A 17,437-nucleotide genomic window follows, 5' to 3' on the forward strand; every position below is an offset into this window, starting at 1 on the left:
CCTGATGACGACGATTTTGGAGATGCGCGACATCACCAAGACGTTCCCCGGCGTGAAGGCGCTGTCGAACGTCAACCTCAGCGTCGAAGAAGGCGAGATCCACGCCGTGGTTGGCGAGAACGGCGCCGGCAAGTCGACGCTGATGAAGGTTCTGTCGGGCGTCTATCCCGCCGGCACATATGACGGCCAGATCATTTTTCAGGGTCAGGAATGCCAGTTCAAAGGTATCCATGACAGCGAACACAAGGGCATCGTCATCATCCACCAGGAGCTAGCGCTGGTGCCGATGCTGTCGATCACCGAAAATATCTTCCTCGGCAACGAAAACGCCCGATACGGCGTCATCGACTGGGATGCCAACGAGGCGCGCACCGCTGCCCTGTTGAAGAAGGTGGGCCTCAAGGAGGACCCCAAGACACTGATCACCAATATCGGCGTCGGCAAGCAGCAGCTGGTCGAGATCGCCAAGGCGCTGAGCAAGGACGTCAAGCTTTTGATCCTCGATGAGCCGACCGCGTCGCTCAGCGAGAAAGACAGCCAGGCGCTGCTCGATCTTCTGCTCGAATTCAAGCGACAAGGCATGACCTCGATCCTGATCTCGCACAAGCTCAACGAGATCAACCGGGTCGCCGACAAGGTAACCGTCATCCGTGACGGGCGCACCATCGAGACACTGGCCAAGAAGGATATCTCCGAAGACCGCATCATCACCTCGATGGTCGGCCGTTCGCTCGACGACCGCTATCCGCCGCGCGAGCCCAAGATCGGCGAAGTCGTGTTCGAGGTGAAAAACTGGTCGGTCTATCACCCGCTCCATGCCGAGCGGCAGGTGATCAAGGGCATCGACATCAATGTGCGCAAGGGCGAGGTGGTCGGCATCGCCGGGCTGATGGGCGCCGGCCGCACCGAATTCGCCATGAGCCTGTTCGGCCGCTCCTATGGCCGCCGCATCACCGGCGAAGTGCTGCTCAAGGGCAAGCCGGTCGATGTCTCCTCGGTAAGCAAGGCGGTCCAACACGGCATCGCCTATGTCACCGAGGACCGCAAGACCTACGGCCTGAACCTCATCGACCATATCAAGCATAACATTACGCTGGCCAATCTCGACGGCGTGTCGCGCCACAGCGTGATCGACGACATGCGCGAACTTGCGGTCGCCAACGACTATCGCAAGAAGACCAATATCCGTGCGTCCAGCGTCTATCAGATGACCGGCAATCTTTCCGGCGGCAACCAGCAGAAGGTGGTGCTGTCGAAATGGTTGTTTGCCGACCCTGACGTGCTGATCCTCGACGAGCCGACACGCGGCATCGATGTCGGCGCCAAGTATGAAATCTACACGATCATCGCGCGCCTTGCCTCGGAGGGTAAGGCGATCGTGGTCATCTCGTCGGAAATGCCGGAATTGCTAGGGATTACCGACCGCATCTACGTCATGAACGAAGGGCGCATGGTGGGCGAAATGCCGGCGGCGGAAGCAAGCCAGGAAAAGATAATGCGCGCCATCGTCCGGGGAGAAGGAAAAGCAGCATGAGCACCGAAAGCGCCCCCGCCCCGCAGGGCAACGTCGCCGACGAACAGCGCCCGCGCATCGCCGTCTCGGCGCTGGCGACGAATTTGCGCGAATACGGGCTGATCATAGCGCTGATCGTCATCATGCTGTTCTTCCAGTTCACCACGTCGGGAACGTTGTTCAAGCCGGTCAATCTCAGCAATCTGGTGCAGCAGAACTCCTTCATCATCGTGATGGCGCTGGGCATGCTGCTGGTGATCGTATCGGGCTATATCGACCTCAGCGTCGGATCGGTCGCCGGTTTCATCGGTGCGCTGGCGGCAAACATGATGGTTATCTGGCAGCTCGGACCGCTGAGCAATCCGCTGGTGGTTTCGATCGTCTGCCTGGTCGCGGGTGGCCTGATCGGCGCCGCGCAAGGGTATTGGATCGCCTATCACCGGATACCGAGCTTCATCGTCACGCTGGCCGGCATGCTGATCTTCCGCGGCATTTGCCAGGCGTTGCTTGGCGGCGGCTCGTCGGTGGGTCCGCTTCCCGACGACTTCAAGATGCTCAGCTCCGGCTTCATCCCGGATGTGATCGGCCCACTGACGCTCGTCCCGCCGGTCGTGAACGCAGCCGGCAAGACCATCATGGGCAGCGGCGTGACCCTGCACATGACGACGGTCGTGCTGGGGCTGATCGCCGTGCTCGCCTATGCCTATTTCGGGGTCCGCACCCGGCGCAAACGAGAACGCCATGGTTATGAGGCCGAGCCCTTCACCCTGTTCGTGGTCAAGACGCTGGTCGCCAGCGCGCTGGCGCTGTTCCTGGTCTATGAGTTTGCCAGCTACCGCGGCCTGCCCGTGGTGCTGCTGGTCATGGGCGTGCTGATCACGCTGTTCGTCTTCGTCACCAAGCGCATGACCATCGGGAGGCGCATCTACGCCATGGGCGGCAATCCCAAGGCGGCGCAGCTGTCGGGCATCAACACCGAGCGGCTGACGCTGATGGTGTTCATCAATATGGGCGTGCTGTCGGCGCTTGGCGGCCTGATCATCGCGGCTCGTCTCGGCCAGGCGGTGCCGGCGGCGGGTCTCGGCTCGGAGCTCGACGTCATCGCCGCAGTGTTCATCGGCGGCGCCTCGGCGATGGGCGGCGTCGGCCAGGTCATCGGGGCGGTCGTCGGCGGCTTCATCATGGGCGTGATGAACAACGGCATGTCGATCATGGGCGTCAATGTCGACTGGCAGCAGGTGGTCAAAGGCCTGGTGCTGCTCGGCGCCGTGATCTTCGACGTCTACAACAAGAACAAGGCCTGACAAGCTTCAGGCGAGGCAAGCAGGAGGCATACGATCGCGGCGCAGCCGGCAAGTTGTCGGCATAAGAAGTCCCCCGAGGGATCAAGTTCGCGAGCGCAATCCGGACGAAGAGTTCAACCCGTGGCGCGGCTAGGTCCGAGCCGCGCAGGTCAAGGTTTGCCAAGAGGCATCCAAGGCCAAGCACATGAGAGAGGATTTAATCATGCTGATCTCCCAGATCCTCGACGACGCCGAGACCATCCGCGTCGTCGCCCGCAATGGCGGCGGCAAGACCAGGATCATCAATGGCGCCCGCAGCGTCTATTCGCTGGCCATGGAAGCCGCGCGCACCGGCACGGGCCTCGCCGCGCTGATCGAGCGCAAGGGGTTCGGTGAAGCGATAGACCTCGACGCCGTCTACAAGAAGGGCCGGCTGGTGTCCCCGATCAACCATCCCGATCCCGCGCATCTGCATCTGACCGGCACCGGCCTGACCCATCTCGGCTCGGCGGCGACGCGCGATTCCATGCACAAGAAGCTCAGCGATGGCGGCGAGGAGCAGCTTACCGATTCCATGAAGATGTTCCGCATGGGGCTCGAAGGCGGCAAGCCGGCCAAGGGCCAGACCGGCGTGCAGCCGGAATGGTTCTACAAGGGCAACGGCACCATGGCGGTGGCGCCGGGCGCCGCACTGATGTCGCCGGCCTTCGCGCAGGACGCCGGCGAGGAGCCGGAAATCGCCGGCATCTATGTCATCGGCGACGACGGCGCGCCGTTCCGCGTCGGCTTCACGCTGTCGAACGAGTTTTCCGATCATGTTACCGAGCGGGTGAACTATCTGTTCCTGGCACATTCCAAACTGCGCAACGCCTCGTTCGGGCCGGAAATCCTGATCGGCGACCTGCCGGCCGACGTCAGGGGCTCATCGCGAATCTATCGCGACAGCAACTTGCTGTGGGAAAAGCCGTTCCTGTCGGGCGAAGCGAACATGTCGCACACAATCGCCAATCTCGAACATCATCACTTCAAATATTCGGCCTTCCGCCAGCCGGGCGACGTGCATGTGCACATGTTCGGCACGGCGACGCTGTCCTTTGCCGACGGCATCAAGACTCAGGCCGGCGACGTGTTCGAGATCGAGGCCGCGGATTTCGGCCTGCCGCTGCGCAACCCGCTGGAGATTGAGCAGCCGGTTAAGGTGGCGGTGAAGGCGCTTTGAGGCAGCATCACAATTTGGGAGCCGGAAATGAACGGAATGCGGCTTGTCATTGTGTTCACGGGCGTGGCCCTGTTCCTGACCCAACCGTCGGTGGCCTTTAGCGCCGGCCAGTGCAGCCCGAAGTCCTATCGTGAAGCCCGTTTGGCGATGACGAGCCGTCTTCTGGCAACCGGCTATTCGAAAGCCCAGGTGAGCTTTCTGATGCGCAACACGGATCACATGACATCAGCGCTTCGCAGCGACAGGCTGAACAACAATGGCAAGGTCTGCGGCATCGACTCCGCCAAGGCCCATGTTCTCGGTTGCCTCGACAAGCAGTTGTTCCCGTTGAAGCGCGGCTCAAACGCTTCGCTCGACGAGGTCAAACTGACCGAAGGCTTTTGGGGCAGGAAACGTTTGGCCGCACGCGAACTGCTGTTTATCGGCCATTTTCATGCCTGCCTTGGCGCCGCGAAAGAGTATCTCTTTCGCGGCTGACGCCGGCGGACGGGACTCAATAAATATCGAAATCGAAATACTTGGCCTGGATCTTCTTGTAAGTGCCGTCGGCGACGATGGCGTCTATCGCCGCATTCAGCTTGTCGCGCAGCGCCGTGTCCTCCAGGCGGACAGCGATGCCGGCTTGCGTCTCGGTGCCCTTGACGTCGCCGACAAGCTTGCAGCAGCCTTCGCTCGCCTTCTTCAGCCAGTCCATCAGCACGAATTTGTCGGAGATGACGGCGTCGAGACGGCCGTTCTGCAGGTCGGTGATCGCCTCTTCCTGGGTGGGGTAGAGTTTCGCCTCGGCGCCGGCCTTGCCATAGGCGTCCTGCGCATAGTCGGCCTGGGTGGTCGAGGCCTGCGCGCCCACCGTCTTGCCGGCAAGGGCTGCCGGTTCGGTGGAAGTGAGGTCGCTGTCCTTCGGCGCCACCAGCGCCAGCGGCGTCGTGTAGTATTTGTTGGTGAAGGCGACCTGTTTCTTGCGCTCCTCGGTGATGCTCATCGAGGCGATGATGGCGTCGAACTTTTTCGCCTGCAGCGCCGGGATGATGCCGTCCCAGTCCTGGGTGACGATCTCGCACTCGACCTTCATCTGCGCACACAGCGCATTGGCAATGTCGATGTCGAAGCCCTCGATCTTGCCGTCCGCGGTAATGGTGTTGAAGGGCGGATAGGCGCCCTCGGTGCCGATCTTCAATTTCTCCTGCGCCTCAGCCAGCGAGCCGGCCGATATCACCAGCATGGCAGCGCCCGCTGCCGATATGATCCATCTTGAAATCTGCATTTTGGTTCCCCTTGCGCGCCGTTCTCTTGCCGGCCACCGAAAGGCAGCCAAGCATGGTGAGGCAGCGCAGGCAAGTATTTTGCCTGACGGTGATCGAAGGTTCAGCCGGCGGGGCGGAAATGCTTGGAGAGCTTGAGGCCTTGCGCCTGGTAATTCGAGCCGAGATCGGTGCCGTAAAGCGCCTGCGGCCGCTTCAGCATGTGTTCGTAGACCAGCCGGCCGACGATCTGGCCGTGGTCGAGGATGAACGGCACTTCGTGGCTGCGCACTTCGAGCACCGCCCGGCTGCCGGTGCCGCCTGAGGCCGAATGGCCGAAGCCCGGATCGAAGAAGCCGGCATAGTGAACACGGAATTCGCCAACCAGCGGATCGAAGGGCGTCATCTCGGCGGCGTAGAGCGGCGGCACGTGCACGGCTTCGCGGCTGACCAGGATGTAGAACTCGTCCGGGTCGAGCACCAGTTCGCCGGCGCCGCTCTTATAGAGCGGCTCCCAGAAATCGACGGCATCCTGGGCGGCGCGCTTGTCGACATCGACCAAGCCGGTGTGATGCTTGCCGCGATAGCCGACCAGGCCGTTCTGGTCGCCGTCGAGATCGATCGACAGCGCAATGCCGCCGCCGGAAATGTTGGGCGGCTCGGTCGCCACCAGCATCTCGGCGCGGTGCAATTCGTTCAGTTCTGCCTCCGACAACAGCGCGTTGCCGGTGCGAAAGCGGATCTGCGACAGCCTCGATCCGGCGCGTACGACGATCGGGAAGGTGCGCGGACTGACTTCGAGATAAAGCGGCCCGTGATAGCCGGGGGCGATCTTGTCGAACTCATGGCCGCGATCGGTCATCACCCGGGTGAAGATGTCGAGCCGGCCGGTCGAGCTCTTCGGGTTGGCCGAGGCCGACACGTTTGCGGGCAGCGCCAGGCTTTCGAGCAGCGGCACGATGTAGACGCAGCCGGTTTCCAGCACCGCGCCCTCGGCGAGACTGAACTCATGCAATTTCAGCCGGTGAAGCTTGTCGGCCACCAGATGATCGGGACCCGGCAGGAAGGAGGCGCGCACGCGAAAAGCCTTGTCGCCGAGCCTGAGATCGAGGCTCGCCGGCTGCACCTGGTCGACATCGAGCGCGCGCGGCGACTTGAGCGCGCCGGACTGAAACAGCGCGGAAATGTCCTGATCGGGAAGAATGCCTGTCTGCCGCAAAAGGCTGGCTCCGCTCCAAGGTCGGTCTCTTTGTGGCAGGTTCTTGCCGCAAAACCGCTGGATATTATTGCGGAACCTGCCTGGTACAAACCTCTTAATGAAGCCGGCAATTGACGCAAGCGCAGGTGAGGTCTAAAGGGTCGTTATCCCGTGGTGATTTGGCCGGTCGGCTTGCAGCCACGTTAAACAAGTCGCTAAAGGACCGTCGGGCCGCAAGGCCATATGGACCGGTTGCGACTTTCGCGGCCGGTTTTTTTGTGTCTGGAACAAAAGCGATGAGCACCAAGAAGCGTAACTGGAAACCTCAGACCGCACTCGTGCACGGGGGAACGCTGCGTTCCCAGTTCGGCGAGACGTCCGAAGCGATGTACCTCACCCAAGGCTATGTCTACGAGACGGCGCAGGCTGCCGAGGCCCGTTTCAAGGGCGAGGAGCCGGGCTTCATCTATTCGCGCTATGCCAACCCTACCGTCGACATGTTCGAAAAGCGCATGTGCGCGCTGGAGGGTGCCGAAGATGCGCGCGCCACGGCGTCCGGCATGGCGGCGGTGACGGCAGCGCTCCTGTGCAGCGCCAAGGCCGGCGACCATATCGTTGCGGCGCGCGCGCTGTTCGGCTCCTGCCGCTGGGTGGTGGAGACGCTGGCGCCGAAATACGGCATCGAGGCAACGCTGGTCGACGGCACCGACATCGCCAACTGGGAAAAGGCGGTGCGGCCGAACACGAAACTGTTCTTCCTGGAAAGCCCGACCAATCCGACGCTGGAAGTGGTCGACATCGCAGCGGTGGCGGCGCTCGCCACCTCGATCGGCGCCAGGCTGATCGTCGACAATGTCTTTGCCACGCCCTTGCAGCAGAAGCCCTTGCAGCTCGGCGCCCATATCGTTGTCTACTCCGCGACCAAGCACATTGACGGCCAGGGACGCTGTCTCGGCGGCATCATCCTGTCGGACAAGAAATGGATCGACGAGAATTTGCACGACTATTTCCGCCACACCGGCCCGAGCCTGTCGCCGTTCAACGCCTGGACGCTGCTCAAGGGCCTGGAGACGCTGCCGGTTCGGGTGCGCCAGCAGACGGAAAGCGCGGCCAAGATCGCGGATTTCCTGGCAGGACGGCCGGAAATCGCCCGCGTCATCTATCCCGGCCGCGCCGACCACCCGCAGGCCGACATCGTCAAGAAGCAGATGACGGGCGGATCGACGCTGATCTGCCTCGACGTTAAGGGCGGCAAGCAGGCGGCCTTCGCCTTGCAGAACGCGCTCGACATCGTGCTGATCTCCAACAATCTCGGCGACGCCAAGAGCCTGATCACCCATCCGGCGACCACCACGCACAAGAACCTCAGCGACGAAGCTCGCGCCGAGCTTGGCATCGGGCCGGGAACGCTCAGGCTGTCGGTCGGTCTTGAGGATACGGACGATCTGCTGGAGGACGTTGCGCAGGCGCTGAAGGCCGCCGGATAGGCCGCGAGGCGTCACGCTCCCGACGAAACCTCTTCCAGTTCGGCCGTCTTGGTGCCGATGGTCATGATGTTGCCGCGCCAGTCGACGGCGCCGCTCAGCCAGCCGCGCGCCCAGATGGCGGGAAGCATCATGTCGCGCACCATCATCGCCGGGACCATGCGCAGCGACAGGTGCCAGCCCTTGGCCGCGGCCAGCGCGCATTCGGGAATGTAGGCCGCCGTCAGCACGGCCAACACCGTGGCCGGCAGGCTGATGCCGGCACTTGCGGCCGCCACCAGCGCCAACGCCAACGGCACGGCGACGCCGGTCAGGATCTCGGGTGCGAAAAACAGCGGGAAAGTGACGCGGCGCAACCGCGCCCAGCGCGCCTGGCGCGACCAGATGTCGGCAAGTCGGCGCTGCCCCAGTGGTTGCTCGAAAGGCGAGGCAACGAGATTGACGCGCAGGCCCAGTCCGTTGACCAGCTTGGTTGCAGCAGCATCCTCGGCGATCTCGGCGGCCAGCGCGCGGATACCGCCACTGGTATCGAGCATCGGCTTGTTCCACAGCATGCTCTTGCCTTGGGCAAAGCCGAGACCGAGCGCCTCGCCGGCATATTGCCAGCGCGCCTGCAGCGTGTTGAGGAACGCGCATTCGACCTCGGCCCAAAAGCCATGCGGCCGAGAGCCGATCGGCGTCGAGCAGATAAGCCCGGTATTGGTCCGCCAGGCCGCCATCAGGTGCTGGACGTAATCCCTTGGCATCAGCACGTTGGAATCCGCCAGAATAACCCAATGATAGCGCGCCGCTTCCCAGCCCTTGACGCAGTTGTTGAGCTTCGGGTTGCTGCTGACGCGGTCGTCGCCGATCAGCAGCCGGGCCGGCACGTTGGGAAACAGGACGATCGCCCTGTTTATCAGTTTGACGACGGGATCGTCGGCGTCAGCGACGCAGAAGATCAGTTCGTAGCGCGGCCAGTCGAGCGAGAAGGCTCGCTGCAGCGTCTCTTGTGTGAACGGCTCCACGCCGCGCGACGGCACGACGATCGACACCGGCGGCTGCTCGTTGGACGGCGGAGGGATGAGACGGCGCGCTTTCAGCTTCGACGATGCAAGCAGGATGCTGGCGAGATTGGAAAGAAGCAAAGCGGAGGAAGCGAAGGCGGCTGTGAGAGCTGGTTCCATCGAGATCTGGTCACTCCGGAAAGGCCGCTCGCGGCTGCTTTGTCAGTCGACAGATGGGCCTTGAGTCGCCGGCAAGGTTTGCGCACACCAACATTGTCATGTGTCACTTAAATGACATTGTTTGTCGGCACCTGCGCTTTGAGGCTGGCAGGACATGCCGCTCTGCGCGTATCAAACCGCATGGCGCGACAAATGTTCCCTGCCGCGCAACCGGAGCAGCCCATGTACCGCGCCGTCACGCGCAACATCGAAGTGCAGGTCAGACCGTTCTACCTGGAGGACCGCTCGGACCCGGCGGAGAACCGCTATGTCTGGGGCTACCAGGTGACGATCGACAACCAGTCGGACGATTTCGTGCAGCTTATGGCGCGTTACTGGCACATCACCGACGGCAGCGGCCGGGTCGAGGAAGTGCGTGGCGCCGGCGTGGTCGGCGACCAGCCTGAGCTCAATCCCGGCGACAGCTATCAATACACGTCAGGCTGCCCGCTCTCGACGCCGTCCGGCTTCATGGTCGGCCACTACACCATGCGCAACAAAAAGGGCGAGACGTTCGACGTCGCTATTCCCGCGTTTTCGCTGGATCTGCCGGGGACGCGGCGGACGGTGAATTAGGGGTTTTCTCCCCATCTCTATACGGGGAGAAATGCCCGGCAGGGCAATGAGGCGCCGCGGACTCATGAGGTTATCTTCCACGCACATGACGTAGGCTATGCGCGGCCATTCACCAAAGTTCGCGCTGCCCCTCATCCGCCCTTCGGGCACCTTCTCCCCGTGAACGGGGAGAAGGAAGAGATGCTACTGAGCTGCAAACTCCGCCGGGTCGAAGTCGTACTGCTTCGAGCAGAACTCGCAGGCGACGTGGATGCCGCCATCTTCGGTGCTGTCCTTGATCTCCTGCGCGGAAAACCCCTCGAGGATGCCGCGTATCTTGTCCCTTGAGCAGGAACATTGGTCGGCGACCGGCACGCCGCCGAAGACGCGCACGCCATGTTCGTGGAACAGCCTGTAGAGCAGCCGCTCGGCGCCGATGGTCGGGTCGATCAGCTCGGTCGGCTCGATGGTGCCGAGCAGCGCCACCAGCTCGCGCCACGAATTGTCGGCCGGCTCCTGCGTCACGTCACGCGGATCGCCGTCGCCGCCCGAAATGTCGGGCACGCGCATGCGCTCGGGCGACTGCGGCAGGAACTGCGCCAGGATACCGCCGGCGCGCCACTGCTCGCGCGCACCGCCGGGGCCGGGCGTCAGCAGCTTGGCCACCGACAGCCTGAGGTCGGTCGGGATCTGCTCCGACTGGCGGAAATAGGTGCGCGCGGCGTCTTCCAGCGTCTCGCCGTCGAGCTGGACGATGCCCTGATAGCGCTGCGTGTGCGCGCCCTGGTCGATGGTCAGCGCCAAAACGCCGCTGCCCAGCAGCGTCTGCTGCGAGGTCTGGCCTGCGGCCACCAGGGCCTCCAGCCGGTCGGCGTCGAAACGCGCATAGGCGCGCAATGACGAAGGCGTGGAGAAATCCGCGACCAGCATGTCGACCGGCCCGTCGGTGCGGGTCTGCAGGATGAACTTGCCTTCGAATTTGAGCGAGGTGCCGAGCAGCACCGTCAGCACACAGGCTTCCGCGAGCAGGCGGGCGACCGGCTCGGGATAGTCGTGACGGTTGAGGATGGCGTCGAGCATCGGCCCGAGTTGCACGGTGCGGCCGCGCACGTCGAGCGGGCCGACCTCGAAGGGTACGACATGATCGTCGCCGGCATAGCCGAACTCGCCGAGTTTGGGGTGATGTTCAGTCACTTGATGCGTTTCCAACATGACAAAGCTCCAGGGCGCGGCCATGCGGCCCGGAGGGGTGCATGCGTCCAAACGCGCTTGATTTGCGTGATGCGGCGCAAATAGGCATCACGCCGCCCCGGATCAAGCGCTTGGAGATCAAGCGCCTGGAGATCAAGCGCCCAGACACCAGGCCAAAACCGCCTTCTGGGCGTGAAGCCGGTTCTCGGCTTCGTCGAAGACCACCGAATGCGGACCGTCGATGACCTCGTCGGTCACTTCCTCGCCGCGGTGCGCCGGCAGGCAGTGCATGAACAGGGCGTCGGGCTTGGCCCTGGCCATCAGCGCCGCATTGACCTGATAGGGCGAGAAGACATTATGGCCGCGGGCGCGGTGTTCCTGGCCCATCGACACCCAGCAGTCGGTGACGATGCAGTCGGCCTGGTCGACGGCCTCTTCGGGCGAGCGGGTGAAGTGCAGCTTGCCGCCATTGGTCTTCGACCAGTCGATGTGCTTCTGCGCCGGCTCGCTGCCTTCCGGCACTGCGACGTTCAGGTTGAAGCGGAACCGCGCCGAGGCCTCGAGCAGCGAATGCAGCACGTTGTTGCCGTCGCCGGTCCAGGCGATGGTCTTGCCGGCAACCGGACCGCGATGCTCCTCGAAGGTCATGATGTCGGCCATCAGCTGACAGGGATGGGTGTCGTCGGTCAGCCCGTTGATGACCGGAATCGTGGCATTCTCGGTCAGCTCGAGCAGCCGCTCATGCGACGTGGTGCGGATCATGATGGCGTCGACATAGCGCGACAGCACCTTGGCGGTGTCGGCAATGGTCTCGGAGCGGCCGAGCTGCATTTCGGTGCCGGTCAGCATGATGGTCTCGCCGCCGAGCTGTCGCATGCCAACGTCGAAGGACACGCGCGTGCGCGTCGACGGCTTGTCGAAGATCATGGCCAGCACCTTGCCTTCGAGCGGTTTGGTCCGTTCGCCGGCCTTGAGGCGCGCCTTGCGCACCACCGCATCGTCCAGCATCAGGCGCAGATCGCCTTCGGAAACGGCGGAAAGATCGGTGAAATGGCGAAGGCTCATCGGGAATGGTTCTCGGGATTACTTCGCGGCGGCCGCGGCGATGGCGTCGGTCAGGCCCTTGGCGCCGGCGCGGATGCGATCGAGCGCTTCGCCAATCTCGGCGTCGGTGACGGTCAGCGGCGGCAGCAGACGAATGACGTTGTCGCCGGCCGGCACCGCCAGCAGATGCTGGTCGCGCAGCGCCATGTTGACCTTGGTGTTGGGCATGGCGCATTTCAGGCCAAGCATCAGGCCGCTGCCCCTGATGCCTTCGATGACATCGGGAAATTCGTCGGCGACCGCCGCCAGGCCCTGCTTCATCAGCAATGCCTTGCGCTGGACGTCTTCGAGGAAGCCGTCTTCCAGCACGACGTCGAGCACAGCGTTGCCGACCGCCATGGCCAGCGGATTGCCGCCGAAAGTGGTGCCATGCACGCCTGCCGTCATGCCGACGACAGCGTCGTCGGTGGCGAGGCACGCGCCCATCGGAAAGCCGCCGCCAATGCCCTTGGCAATCGCCATGATGTCGGGCGTCACGCCGGTCCATTCATGCGCGAACAGCTTTCCGGTGCGACCGATACCGCACTGGACCTCATCGAAGATCAGCAGCAGGCCATGCTGGTCGCAGAGCTGCCGCAGCCGCTTCAAGGATTGCGTCGGCACCGGGCGGATGCCGCCCTCGCCCTGTACCGGTTCGATCAGGATCGCGGCGGTCTCTGGTGTGATCGCCTTCTCGGCGGCGTCGATGTCGTCGAAGCCGACCTGGTCGAAGCCTTCGACCTTGGGGCCGAAGCCTTCGAGATATTTGTACTGGCCGCCGGCGGCGATGGTCGCCAGCGTGCGGCCGTGGAAGGCGCCTTCGAAGGTAATGACCCGGAAGCGCTCGGGATGGCCCTTGACGAACTGGTAGCGCCGCGCCGTCTTGATCGCGCATTCGAGCGCCTCGGCGCCGGAATTGGTGAAGAACACCTTGTCGGCGAAGGTGGCGTCAGCCAGCCGCTCGCCGAGCCGGGCCTGCCCCGGGATCTCGTAGAGATTGGAGACGTGCCAGAGCTTGGCCGCCTGTTCGGTCAGCGCCGAGACCAGATGCGGATGGCTGTGGCCCAACGAATTGACCGCGATGCCGCCAGCGAAATCGAGATATCGCTCGCCCTTGTCGGTAACCAGCCAGGTGCCTTCGCCATGGTCGAAGGCCAAAGGGGCGCGGGCAAAGGTCTCGTAAAGCGCCGAACCGCTCATTATATGCGTCTCCGGTACCGGAAAAATCAAAAAAGCCGCCAAAGCGGCGGCCTTTGCGGCTTATCGTGTTTTTCGGCCATGAAGTCAACGAAAACGTCGTGCAGAGGCGCGCGGCAAGCTCCCGACGAGACGCTGGCTCATAAGCGACCGGGCAAGTTGGGGAAAACCTAAAAAACCGATTCGTGTTGCACCTGGGACTCTTGTCACCGAGTCAACACATGAGGTAATTGTAGTCGGGAAATAACTAGATTTCGTGCGGCGGACCTAATCACCTAATATATGTGGTGTCTGCCCCGGCAAAGATTGCCGGGTCGGGAACGGATTCCGGCTGCCGCACACTTAGCAGGAGCGCGGTCTCATGAACTGGACTGACGAGCGGGTCGAACTTCTCAGGAAACTGTGGTCGGAGGGCTTGAGCGCAAGCCAGATCGCCGCCCAACTCGGCGGGGTCAGCCGCAACGCGGTCATCGGCAAGGTGCACCGGCTGAAGCTGTCGGGCCGCGGACGCTCGACCGCGACGCCGGCGCGTCAGAAGAAGACAACGCAGGGATCTTCGATCCAGAAATCGGTGCCGCGCGCCGCAACCGCGCAGCGCCATGTCACGACTTCGATCGGGGCGAACGCGCTGCAGGCGCAGTTCGACGCCGAGCCAGTGGCGCGCCACTACATCCGCCCGGTCGAAAACGTCGTCGTGCCGATCTCGCGGCATCTGCAGCTCACCGATCTCACCGAGCGCACCTGCAAATGGCCGAATGGCGATCCGCTGTCGGAAGACTTCAACTTCTGCGGCAACGAGGCGGCTGAAACCGGACCTTACTGCAAGTACCACGCAAGGGTGGCGTTCCAGCCGGCTTCAGAGCGGCGCAGGAGCCGGTAGTTAGGAATAGGGATTGGGGACTGGGCAGTAGGGAATGGGGTAGCGCTCGTGAGGCGCTACCTTATTCTGCCTACTGCCTACTGCCTACTGCCTACTGCCTACTGCCTACCATCACAGCCACCCACTCTTCCGAAATCGCCAATACAAAAACGAGCAGATCAGCGCGATCGAGACCAATACGACGGGATAGCCGTATTGCATCTTCAGTTCCGGCATGTCGTCGAAATTCATGCCGTAAATGCCGGCGAGCGCCGTCGGCACCGCCAGGATCGCCGCCCATGAGGCCAGCTTCTTGGTGTTCGCGGTTTCCTGGCTCTGGCCGACCAGCAGGCTGGCTTCGAAAGCGAACGCCAGAACCTCGCGCAGGCTGTCGATCTTTTCCTGCACGGTGCGGATATGGTCGGTGACATCGCGAAACAGCGGATGCATTGCGGTATGGATCTGCGGCAGTTCGGCGCTGGTCAGCCGGCGGCAGACCTCGACCAGCGGCAGCGCCGCATTGCGCAGGCGCAACAGATCGCGGCGCAGCATATAGAGCCGCTCGATGTCGGGACCGGTCATCGGCTTCAGCAGCACCCTGTCCTCGATCGCCTCGACCTCGTCCTCGATCTGCTCTAGCACCGGCATGTAGTTGTCGACGATGAAGTCGAGGATGGCGTAGAGGACGAAATCCTCGCCCTTGGCCAGTGAGTGCGGACAGCTTTCCCAGTGCTGGCGCACGGCGGCGTATGAGGTCGAGGGACCATGCCTGACGCTGACGATATAGCCTGAGCCGACGAACAGATGCGTCTCGCCGAAGGTGACGCGTCCGTCGATCAGCTGTGCAGTGCGGGCAACGATGAACAGCGCATCGCCATATTGCTCGATCTTCGGCCGCTGGTGCGGATGTTCGGCGTCTTCAATCGCCAGCTCATGCAAATGGAATTGCGCCTTGACGCGCAGCAGAAGCTCGCGGTCGGGTTCGAGCAGCCCGATCCAGACGACATGGCCCGACTTCTTGGCCCATTCGCCGGCTTCTTCGATCGGAATGTCGGCGATGCGCTTGCCGGCGGTGTAGACGCTCGACGCAATGATGCCGGACGATGCCGGCGCCGGCTTGAACTCTCGGACATATTCCATCGCAGCCTCCTGAGCGCCTGGCCTTGGCCAGGAACCGAGACGCTAACATCCAGGTAGTTTAGCGCAATATGATTAAGCGTTCGAGGGGAGCGCGATCACTTCACTGGCAGCGCCGGAAGGGCAACCTTGTCGGTCTTGTCGCCCTTTGGACGCTCGGCCGGCAACTGCTCGCCGGTGACGATGTAGTAGATCGTCTCGGCAATGTTGGTGGCGTGGTCGCCGATGCGCTCGATGTTCTTGGCGCAAAACAGCAGATGCGTGCACGGCGTGATGTTGCGCGGATCTTCCATCATGTAGGTCAAAAGCTCGCGAAACAGCGAGGTGTACATGGCGTCGATCTGGTCGTCGCGGTCGCGAACGAAGCCTATTTTCTCGACCGAGCGCGAGGCATAGACGTCGAGCACTTCCTTGAGCTGGGTCAAAGCGAGTTCGGCAAGCGCCTCGAGGCCGCGAAACAGGCTGGTCGGCTGGCGGCCGTCAATGACGCTGACCACACGCTTGGCGACGTTCTTGGCGAGGTCGCCGACCCGTTCGAGGTCGGCCGAAATGCGGATGGCGCCGACGATCTCACGCAGATCCGTCGCCATGGGCTGGCGCTTGGCGATGATGACGATGGCTTTGTCGTCGATTTCGCGCTGGCCATCGTCAAGCACGATGTCGTCACGAATGACCTTCTGGGCGAGGCCGGGATCGGCATTGACCAGCGCCTGGATCGCCTGCTCGACCATGCGCTCGGCATGGCCGCCCATCGCAGCGATGCGCTTCGCCAGGTATTTCAGCTCTTCGTCATAGGCGCTGACAATGTGTACGGACTGCATGGGCGAAATGCCTTCCTTAAATCTTTGGCCTTTTGAGTCGTTTCCTCGACCCCTGTGCTGATACGCTAGCCGGATGACAGAAAGAAGAAACAGGCAGTTAGCAGATAGTACCGCCTCAGCCTGCCGGCAAATGGACCGTGAACGCCGCGCCCTTGCCAACCTCCGACTTGATCGAAAGCCGGGCGTTGTGGCGCGTCAGAATATGCTTGACGATGGACAGGCCAAGACCGGTGCCTTTCTGCGTGCGGCTGCTCTCCACGTCGACGCGATAGAAGCGCTCGGTAATGCGCGGTATGTGCTCTTCCGGGATGCCCGGGCCGTAGTCCCTGATGGTTACATCGATGCCCGGTTCCGGGCCGGCCTCGCCCCGCGCGATCGACACCGTGACGCGTCCGCCAGGCTGGCCGTATTTGCAGGCGTTTTCCAAGAGATTCTCGAACACCTGGAACAGCTCGTCGCGGTCTCCGGGCACGTCGAGCGGCCCCTCGGCGTAGTCGCGTTCGATGACGACGCCGTTCTCGCTGGCGAGCGGGCCTAGTGAATCGATGACGCTGTCGATGGTCTGGCGCAGATCGACCTCGGTTCCCGGCCTCAGGTAAGGCTTCATTTCAAGCCGCGACAGCGACAGGAGATCGTCGATCAGGCGCGCCATGCGGCCGGTCTGGTTCTGCATGATCTGCAGGAACTGCTCGCGGGCCGCCGGATCGTTGCGGGCCGGGCCGCGCAACGTCTCGATGAAGCCCGAGATCGAAGCAAGCGGGGTGCGCAGCTCGTGGCTGGCATTGGCTATGAAGTCAGCGCGCATGCGATCGATGCGGCGCGTCTCGCTCTGGTCCTTGAACACCAGCACATAGAGATCTGTGGCGTGGCCGACCGAGGATGCGCTGACCCGGTAGGCGCGTTCCACCGGCAGCTTCTCGGTGTAGTCGACGGCATCGGAGGCGGCGGTTCCCGACAGTACGCCGTCCAGCAATGCCTGCATTTCCGGGGCGCGGAATTTCAGCGACAGCGACAGGCCGGGCGCGATGCCGCCAAAGGCGGCATAGGCGGCGGCATTGGCGTGGACGATGGTGGCGGTGCGGTCGAAGATGATCAGCGGATCGGCAACGGCAGCCGCAAGATATTCGCCGGAAAGCCGCTGCAGCCCGCTCGCCTCGACCGTGGTAATGGTCTCCGCAGACCGGCTGGCGCCACCGGTTGGCAGAAGCGCGGCGGCCAGCAGCACCGTCAACGCAGCCAGGACGACATAGGCGGAGATACCGGCAAACCCATAAACGGCCATGATGGCGATCGCACCGGCGGCAAGCAGCCATCGGCTGTTCCACAGCCGGCCGGCGACGGCCTGCCCCGTGGTTGTCCGCTCTGCGCCGGTGTCAGCCATTCGTGCTTTCCGTGCTTCTGCGCCGGTCCCGCCGAAACTTCCGCTGGACCGGGTTTGAGGCCCCCCATAG

At 63.0% G+C, this 17,437-nt stretch carries 16 protein-coding genes and 1 riboswitch; of the genes, 7 read left to right on the forward strand and 9 right to left on the reverse strand.

The genetic code is table 11. The annotated features are described in order from the left end of the window. Position 1: 1 nt before the first annotated feature. From mmsA to NKJ75_RS22625, 4 genes are all read left to right on the forward strand, one after another. The gene (gene mmsA, locus NKJ75_RS22610; RefSeq protein ID WP_027049369.1) at positions 2-1,534 is read left to right on the forward strand and encodes a multiple monosaccharide ABC transporter ATP-binding protein; all 1,533 of its coding nucleotides are present in this window, start codon (positions 2-4) and stop codon (positions 1,532-1,534) included. Next, positions 1,531-2,817, forward strand: coding sequence for a multiple monosaccharide ABC transporter permease (mmsB, locus tag NKJ75_RS22615; protein ID WP_023669637.1), 1,287 nt, complete (start codon positions 1,531-1,533; stop codon positions 2,815-2,817). The genes mmsA and mmsB overlap by 4 nt, the downstream gene beginning before the upstream one ends. Positions 2,818-3,019: 202 nt before the next feature. Further along, positions 3,020-4,015, forward strand: a complete 996-nt coding sequence (araD1, locus tag NKJ75_RS22620; protein WP_023692527.1) for an AraD1 family protein — start codon at positions 3,020-3,022, stop codon at positions 4,013-4,015. A 27-nt stretch (positions 4,016-4,042) separates the two neighbouring features. Beyond that, positions 4,043-4,492, forward strand: coding sequence for a hypothetical protein (locus NKJ75_RS22625; protein WP_155923575.1), 450 nt, complete (start codon positions 4,043-4,045; stop codon positions 4,490-4,492). A gap of 16 nt (positions 4,493-4,508) precedes the next feature. Here the strand turns inward: NKJ75_RS22625 and NKJ75_RS22630 are convergent, their stop codons facing one another. Beyond that, positions 4,509-5,279, reverse strand: a complete 771-nt coding sequence (locus NKJ75_RS22630) for an ABC transporter substrate-binding protein (protein WP_023669635.1) — start codon at positions 5,277-5,279, stop codon at positions 4,509-4,511. Between the two features lie 101 nt (positions 5,280-5,380). Beyond that, complete coding sequence (locus tag NKJ75_RS22635; protein ID WP_023699517.1) at positions 5,381-6,475, reverse strand: 2'-deoxycytidine 5'-triphosphate deaminase; 1,095 nt, start codon at positions 6,473-6,475, stop codon at positions 5,381-5,383. 140 nt (positions 6,476-6,615) lie between these two features. Beyond that, a riboswitch (SAM riboswitch) is annotated at positions 6,616-6,693 on the forward strand. A 57-nt stretch (positions 6,694-6,750) separates the two neighbouring features. On the opposite strand from NKJ75_RS22635, the gene NKJ75_RS22640 reads away from it, so the two are divergent. Continuing rightward, the gene (locus NKJ75_RS22640; protein ID WP_023669633.1) at positions 6,751-7,941 is read left to right on the forward strand and encodes an O-succinylhomoserine sulfhydrylase; all 1,191 of its coding nucleotides are present in this window, start codon (positions 6,751-6,753) and stop codon (positions 7,939-7,941) included. Between the two features lie 11 nt (positions 7,942-7,952). Here NKJ75_RS22640 and NKJ75_RS22645 read toward each other — a convergent pair whose 3' ends face one another. Beyond that, on the reverse strand, positions 7,953-9,104 hold the full coding sequence (locus NKJ75_RS22645) for a ceramide glucosyltransferase (protein ID WP_023834304.1): 1,152 nt from the start codon (positions 9,102-9,104) through the stop codon (positions 7,953-7,955). A 222-nt stretch (positions 9,105-9,326) separates the two neighbouring features. Here NKJ75_RS22645 and apaG point away from each other — a divergent pair, with 222 nt between their 5' ends. Then, a complete protein-coding gene (gene apaG, locus NKJ75_RS22650; RefSeq protein WP_023669631.1) occupies positions 9,327-9,719 on the forward strand; it encodes a Co2+/Mg2+ efflux facilitator ApaG/CorD in 393 nt (130 codons plus the stop codon). A gap of 183 nt (positions 9,720-9,902) precedes the next feature. Here the strand turns inward: apaG and NKJ75_RS22655 are convergent, their stop codons facing one another. The 3 genes from NKJ75_RS22655 to NKJ75_RS22665 form a co-directional block, all read right to left on the reverse strand. Next, positions 9,903-10,934: an Hsp33 family molecular chaperone gene (locus NKJ75_RS22655; RefSeq protein WP_031204268.1), complete on the reverse strand. Its 1,032-nt coding sequence runs from the start codon at positions 10,932-10,934 to the stop codon at positions 9,903-9,905. Between the two features lie 108 nt (positions 10,935-11,042). After that, positions 11,043-11,954 (reverse strand): ornithine carbamoyltransferase, encoded by a 912-nt coding sequence (gene argF, locus NKJ75_RS22660; RefSeq protein WP_023681949.1) that lies wholly within the window; start codon positions 11,952-11,954, stop codon positions 11,043-11,045. An 18-nt stretch (positions 11,955-11,972) separates the two neighbouring features. After that, entirely contained in the window at positions 11,973-13,172 is a 1,200-nt protein-coding gene (locus NKJ75_RS22665) for an aspartate aminotransferase family protein (protein WP_023681950.1), read from the reverse strand. Between the two features lie 358 nt (positions 13,173-13,530). Here NKJ75_RS22665 and NKJ75_RS22670 point away from each other — a divergent pair, with 358 nt between their 5' ends. Beyond that, a complete protein-coding gene (locus NKJ75_RS22670; RefSeq protein WP_023692533.1) occupies positions 13,531-14,049 on the forward strand; it encodes a GcrA family cell cycle regulator in 519 nt (172 codons plus the stop codon). Between the two features lie 111 nt (positions 14,050-14,160). On the opposite strand, the gene NKJ75_RS22675 is transcribed toward NKJ75_RS22670, so the two are convergent. The 3 genes from NKJ75_RS22675 to NKJ75_RS22685 all read right to left on the reverse strand — a co-directional run bounded on the left by NKJ75_RS22675 (position 14,161) and on the right by NKJ75_RS22685 (position 17,367). Beyond that, complete coding sequence (locus NKJ75_RS22675; protein WP_023692534.1) at positions 14,161-15,168, reverse strand: magnesium and cobalt transport protein CorA; 1,008 nt, start codon at positions 15,166-15,168, stop codon at positions 14,161-14,163. Between the two features lie 95 nt (positions 15,169-15,263). Next, positions 15,264-15,986: a phosphate signaling complex protein PhoU gene (phoU, locus tag NKJ75_RS22680; protein WP_023692535.1), complete on the reverse strand. Its 723-nt coding sequence runs from the start codon at positions 15,984-15,986 to the stop codon at positions 15,264-15,266. 115 nt (positions 15,987-16,101) lie between these two features. Further along, positions 16,102-17,367 (reverse strand): ATP-binding protein, encoded by a 1,266-nt coding sequence (locus NKJ75_RS22685; protein WP_023834306.1) that lies wholly within the window; start codon positions 17,365-17,367, stop codon positions 16,102-16,104. Between the last annotated feature and the right edge of the window lie 70 nt (positions 17,368-17,437).

Origin of the sequence: Mesorhizobium sp. M0058, from assembly GCF_040323095.1 — a bacterium.
Taxonomy (GTDB): domain Bacteria; phylum Pseudomonadota; class Alphaproteobacteria; order Rhizobiales; family Rhizobiaceae; genus Mesorhizobium.

What these genes read in the sequence shown, in the direction of transcription:
- NKJ75_RS22640 (WP_023669633.1), top strand. Translation starts at nt 6,751, where the DNA reads ATGAGCACCAAGAAGCGTAACTGGAAACCTCAGACCGCACTCGTGCAC.
- phoU (WP_023692535.1), bottom strand. Translation starts at nt 15,986, where the DNA reads ATGCAGTCCGTACACATTGTCAGCGCCTATGACGAAGAGCTGAAATAC.
- NKJ75_RS22665 (WP_023681950.1), bottom strand. Translation starts at nt 13,172, where the DNA reads ATGAGCGGTTCGGCGCTTTACGAGACCTTTGCCCGCGCCCCTTTGGCC.
- mmsB (WP_023669637.1), top strand. Translation starts at nt 1,531, where the DNA reads ATGAGCACCGAAAGCGCCCCCGCCCCGCAGGGCAACGTCGCCGACGAA.
- NKJ75_RS22685 (WP_023834306.1), bottom strand. Translation starts at nt 17,367, where the DNA reads ATGGCTGACACCGGCGCAGAGCGGACAACCACGGGGCAGGCCGTCGCC.
- NKJ75_RS22645 (WP_023834304.1), bottom strand. Translation starts at nt 9,104, where the DNA reads ATGGAACCAGCTCTCACAGCCGCCTTCGCTTCCTCCGCTTTGCTTCTT.
- NKJ75_RS22670 (WP_023692533.1), top strand. Translation starts at nt 13,531, where the DNA reads ATGAACTGGACTGACGAGCGGGTCGAACTTCTCAGGAAACTGTGGTCG.
- NKJ75_RS22625 (WP_155923575.1), top strand. Translation starts at nt 4,043, where the DNA reads ATGAACGGAATGCGGCTTGTCATTGTGTTCACGGGCGTGGCCCTGTTC.
- NKJ75_RS22675 (WP_023692534.1), bottom strand. Translation starts at nt 15,168, where the DNA reads ATGGAATATGTCCGAGAGTTCAAGCCGGCGCCGGCATCGTCCGGCATC.
- NKJ75_RS22655 (WP_031204268.1), bottom strand. Translation starts at nt 10,934, where the DNA reads ATGGCCGCGCCCTGGAGCTTTGTCATGTTGGAAACGCATCAAGTGACT.
- apaG (WP_023669631.1), top strand. Translation starts at nt 9,327, where the DNA reads ATGTACCGCGCCGTCACGCGCAACATCGAAGTGCAGGTCAGACCGTTC.
- argF (WP_023681949.1), bottom strand. Translation starts at nt 11,954, where the DNA reads ATGAGCCTTCGCCATTTCACCGATCTTTCCGCCGTTTCCGAAGGCGAT.
- NKJ75_RS22630 (WP_023669635.1), bottom strand. Translation starts at nt 5,279, where the DNA reads ATGCAGATTTCAAGATGGATCATATCGGCAGCGGGCGCTGCCATGCTG.
- araD1 (WP_023692527.1), top strand. Translation starts at nt 3,020, where the DNA reads ATGCTGATCTCCCAGATCCTCGACGACGCCGAGACCATCCGCGTCGTC.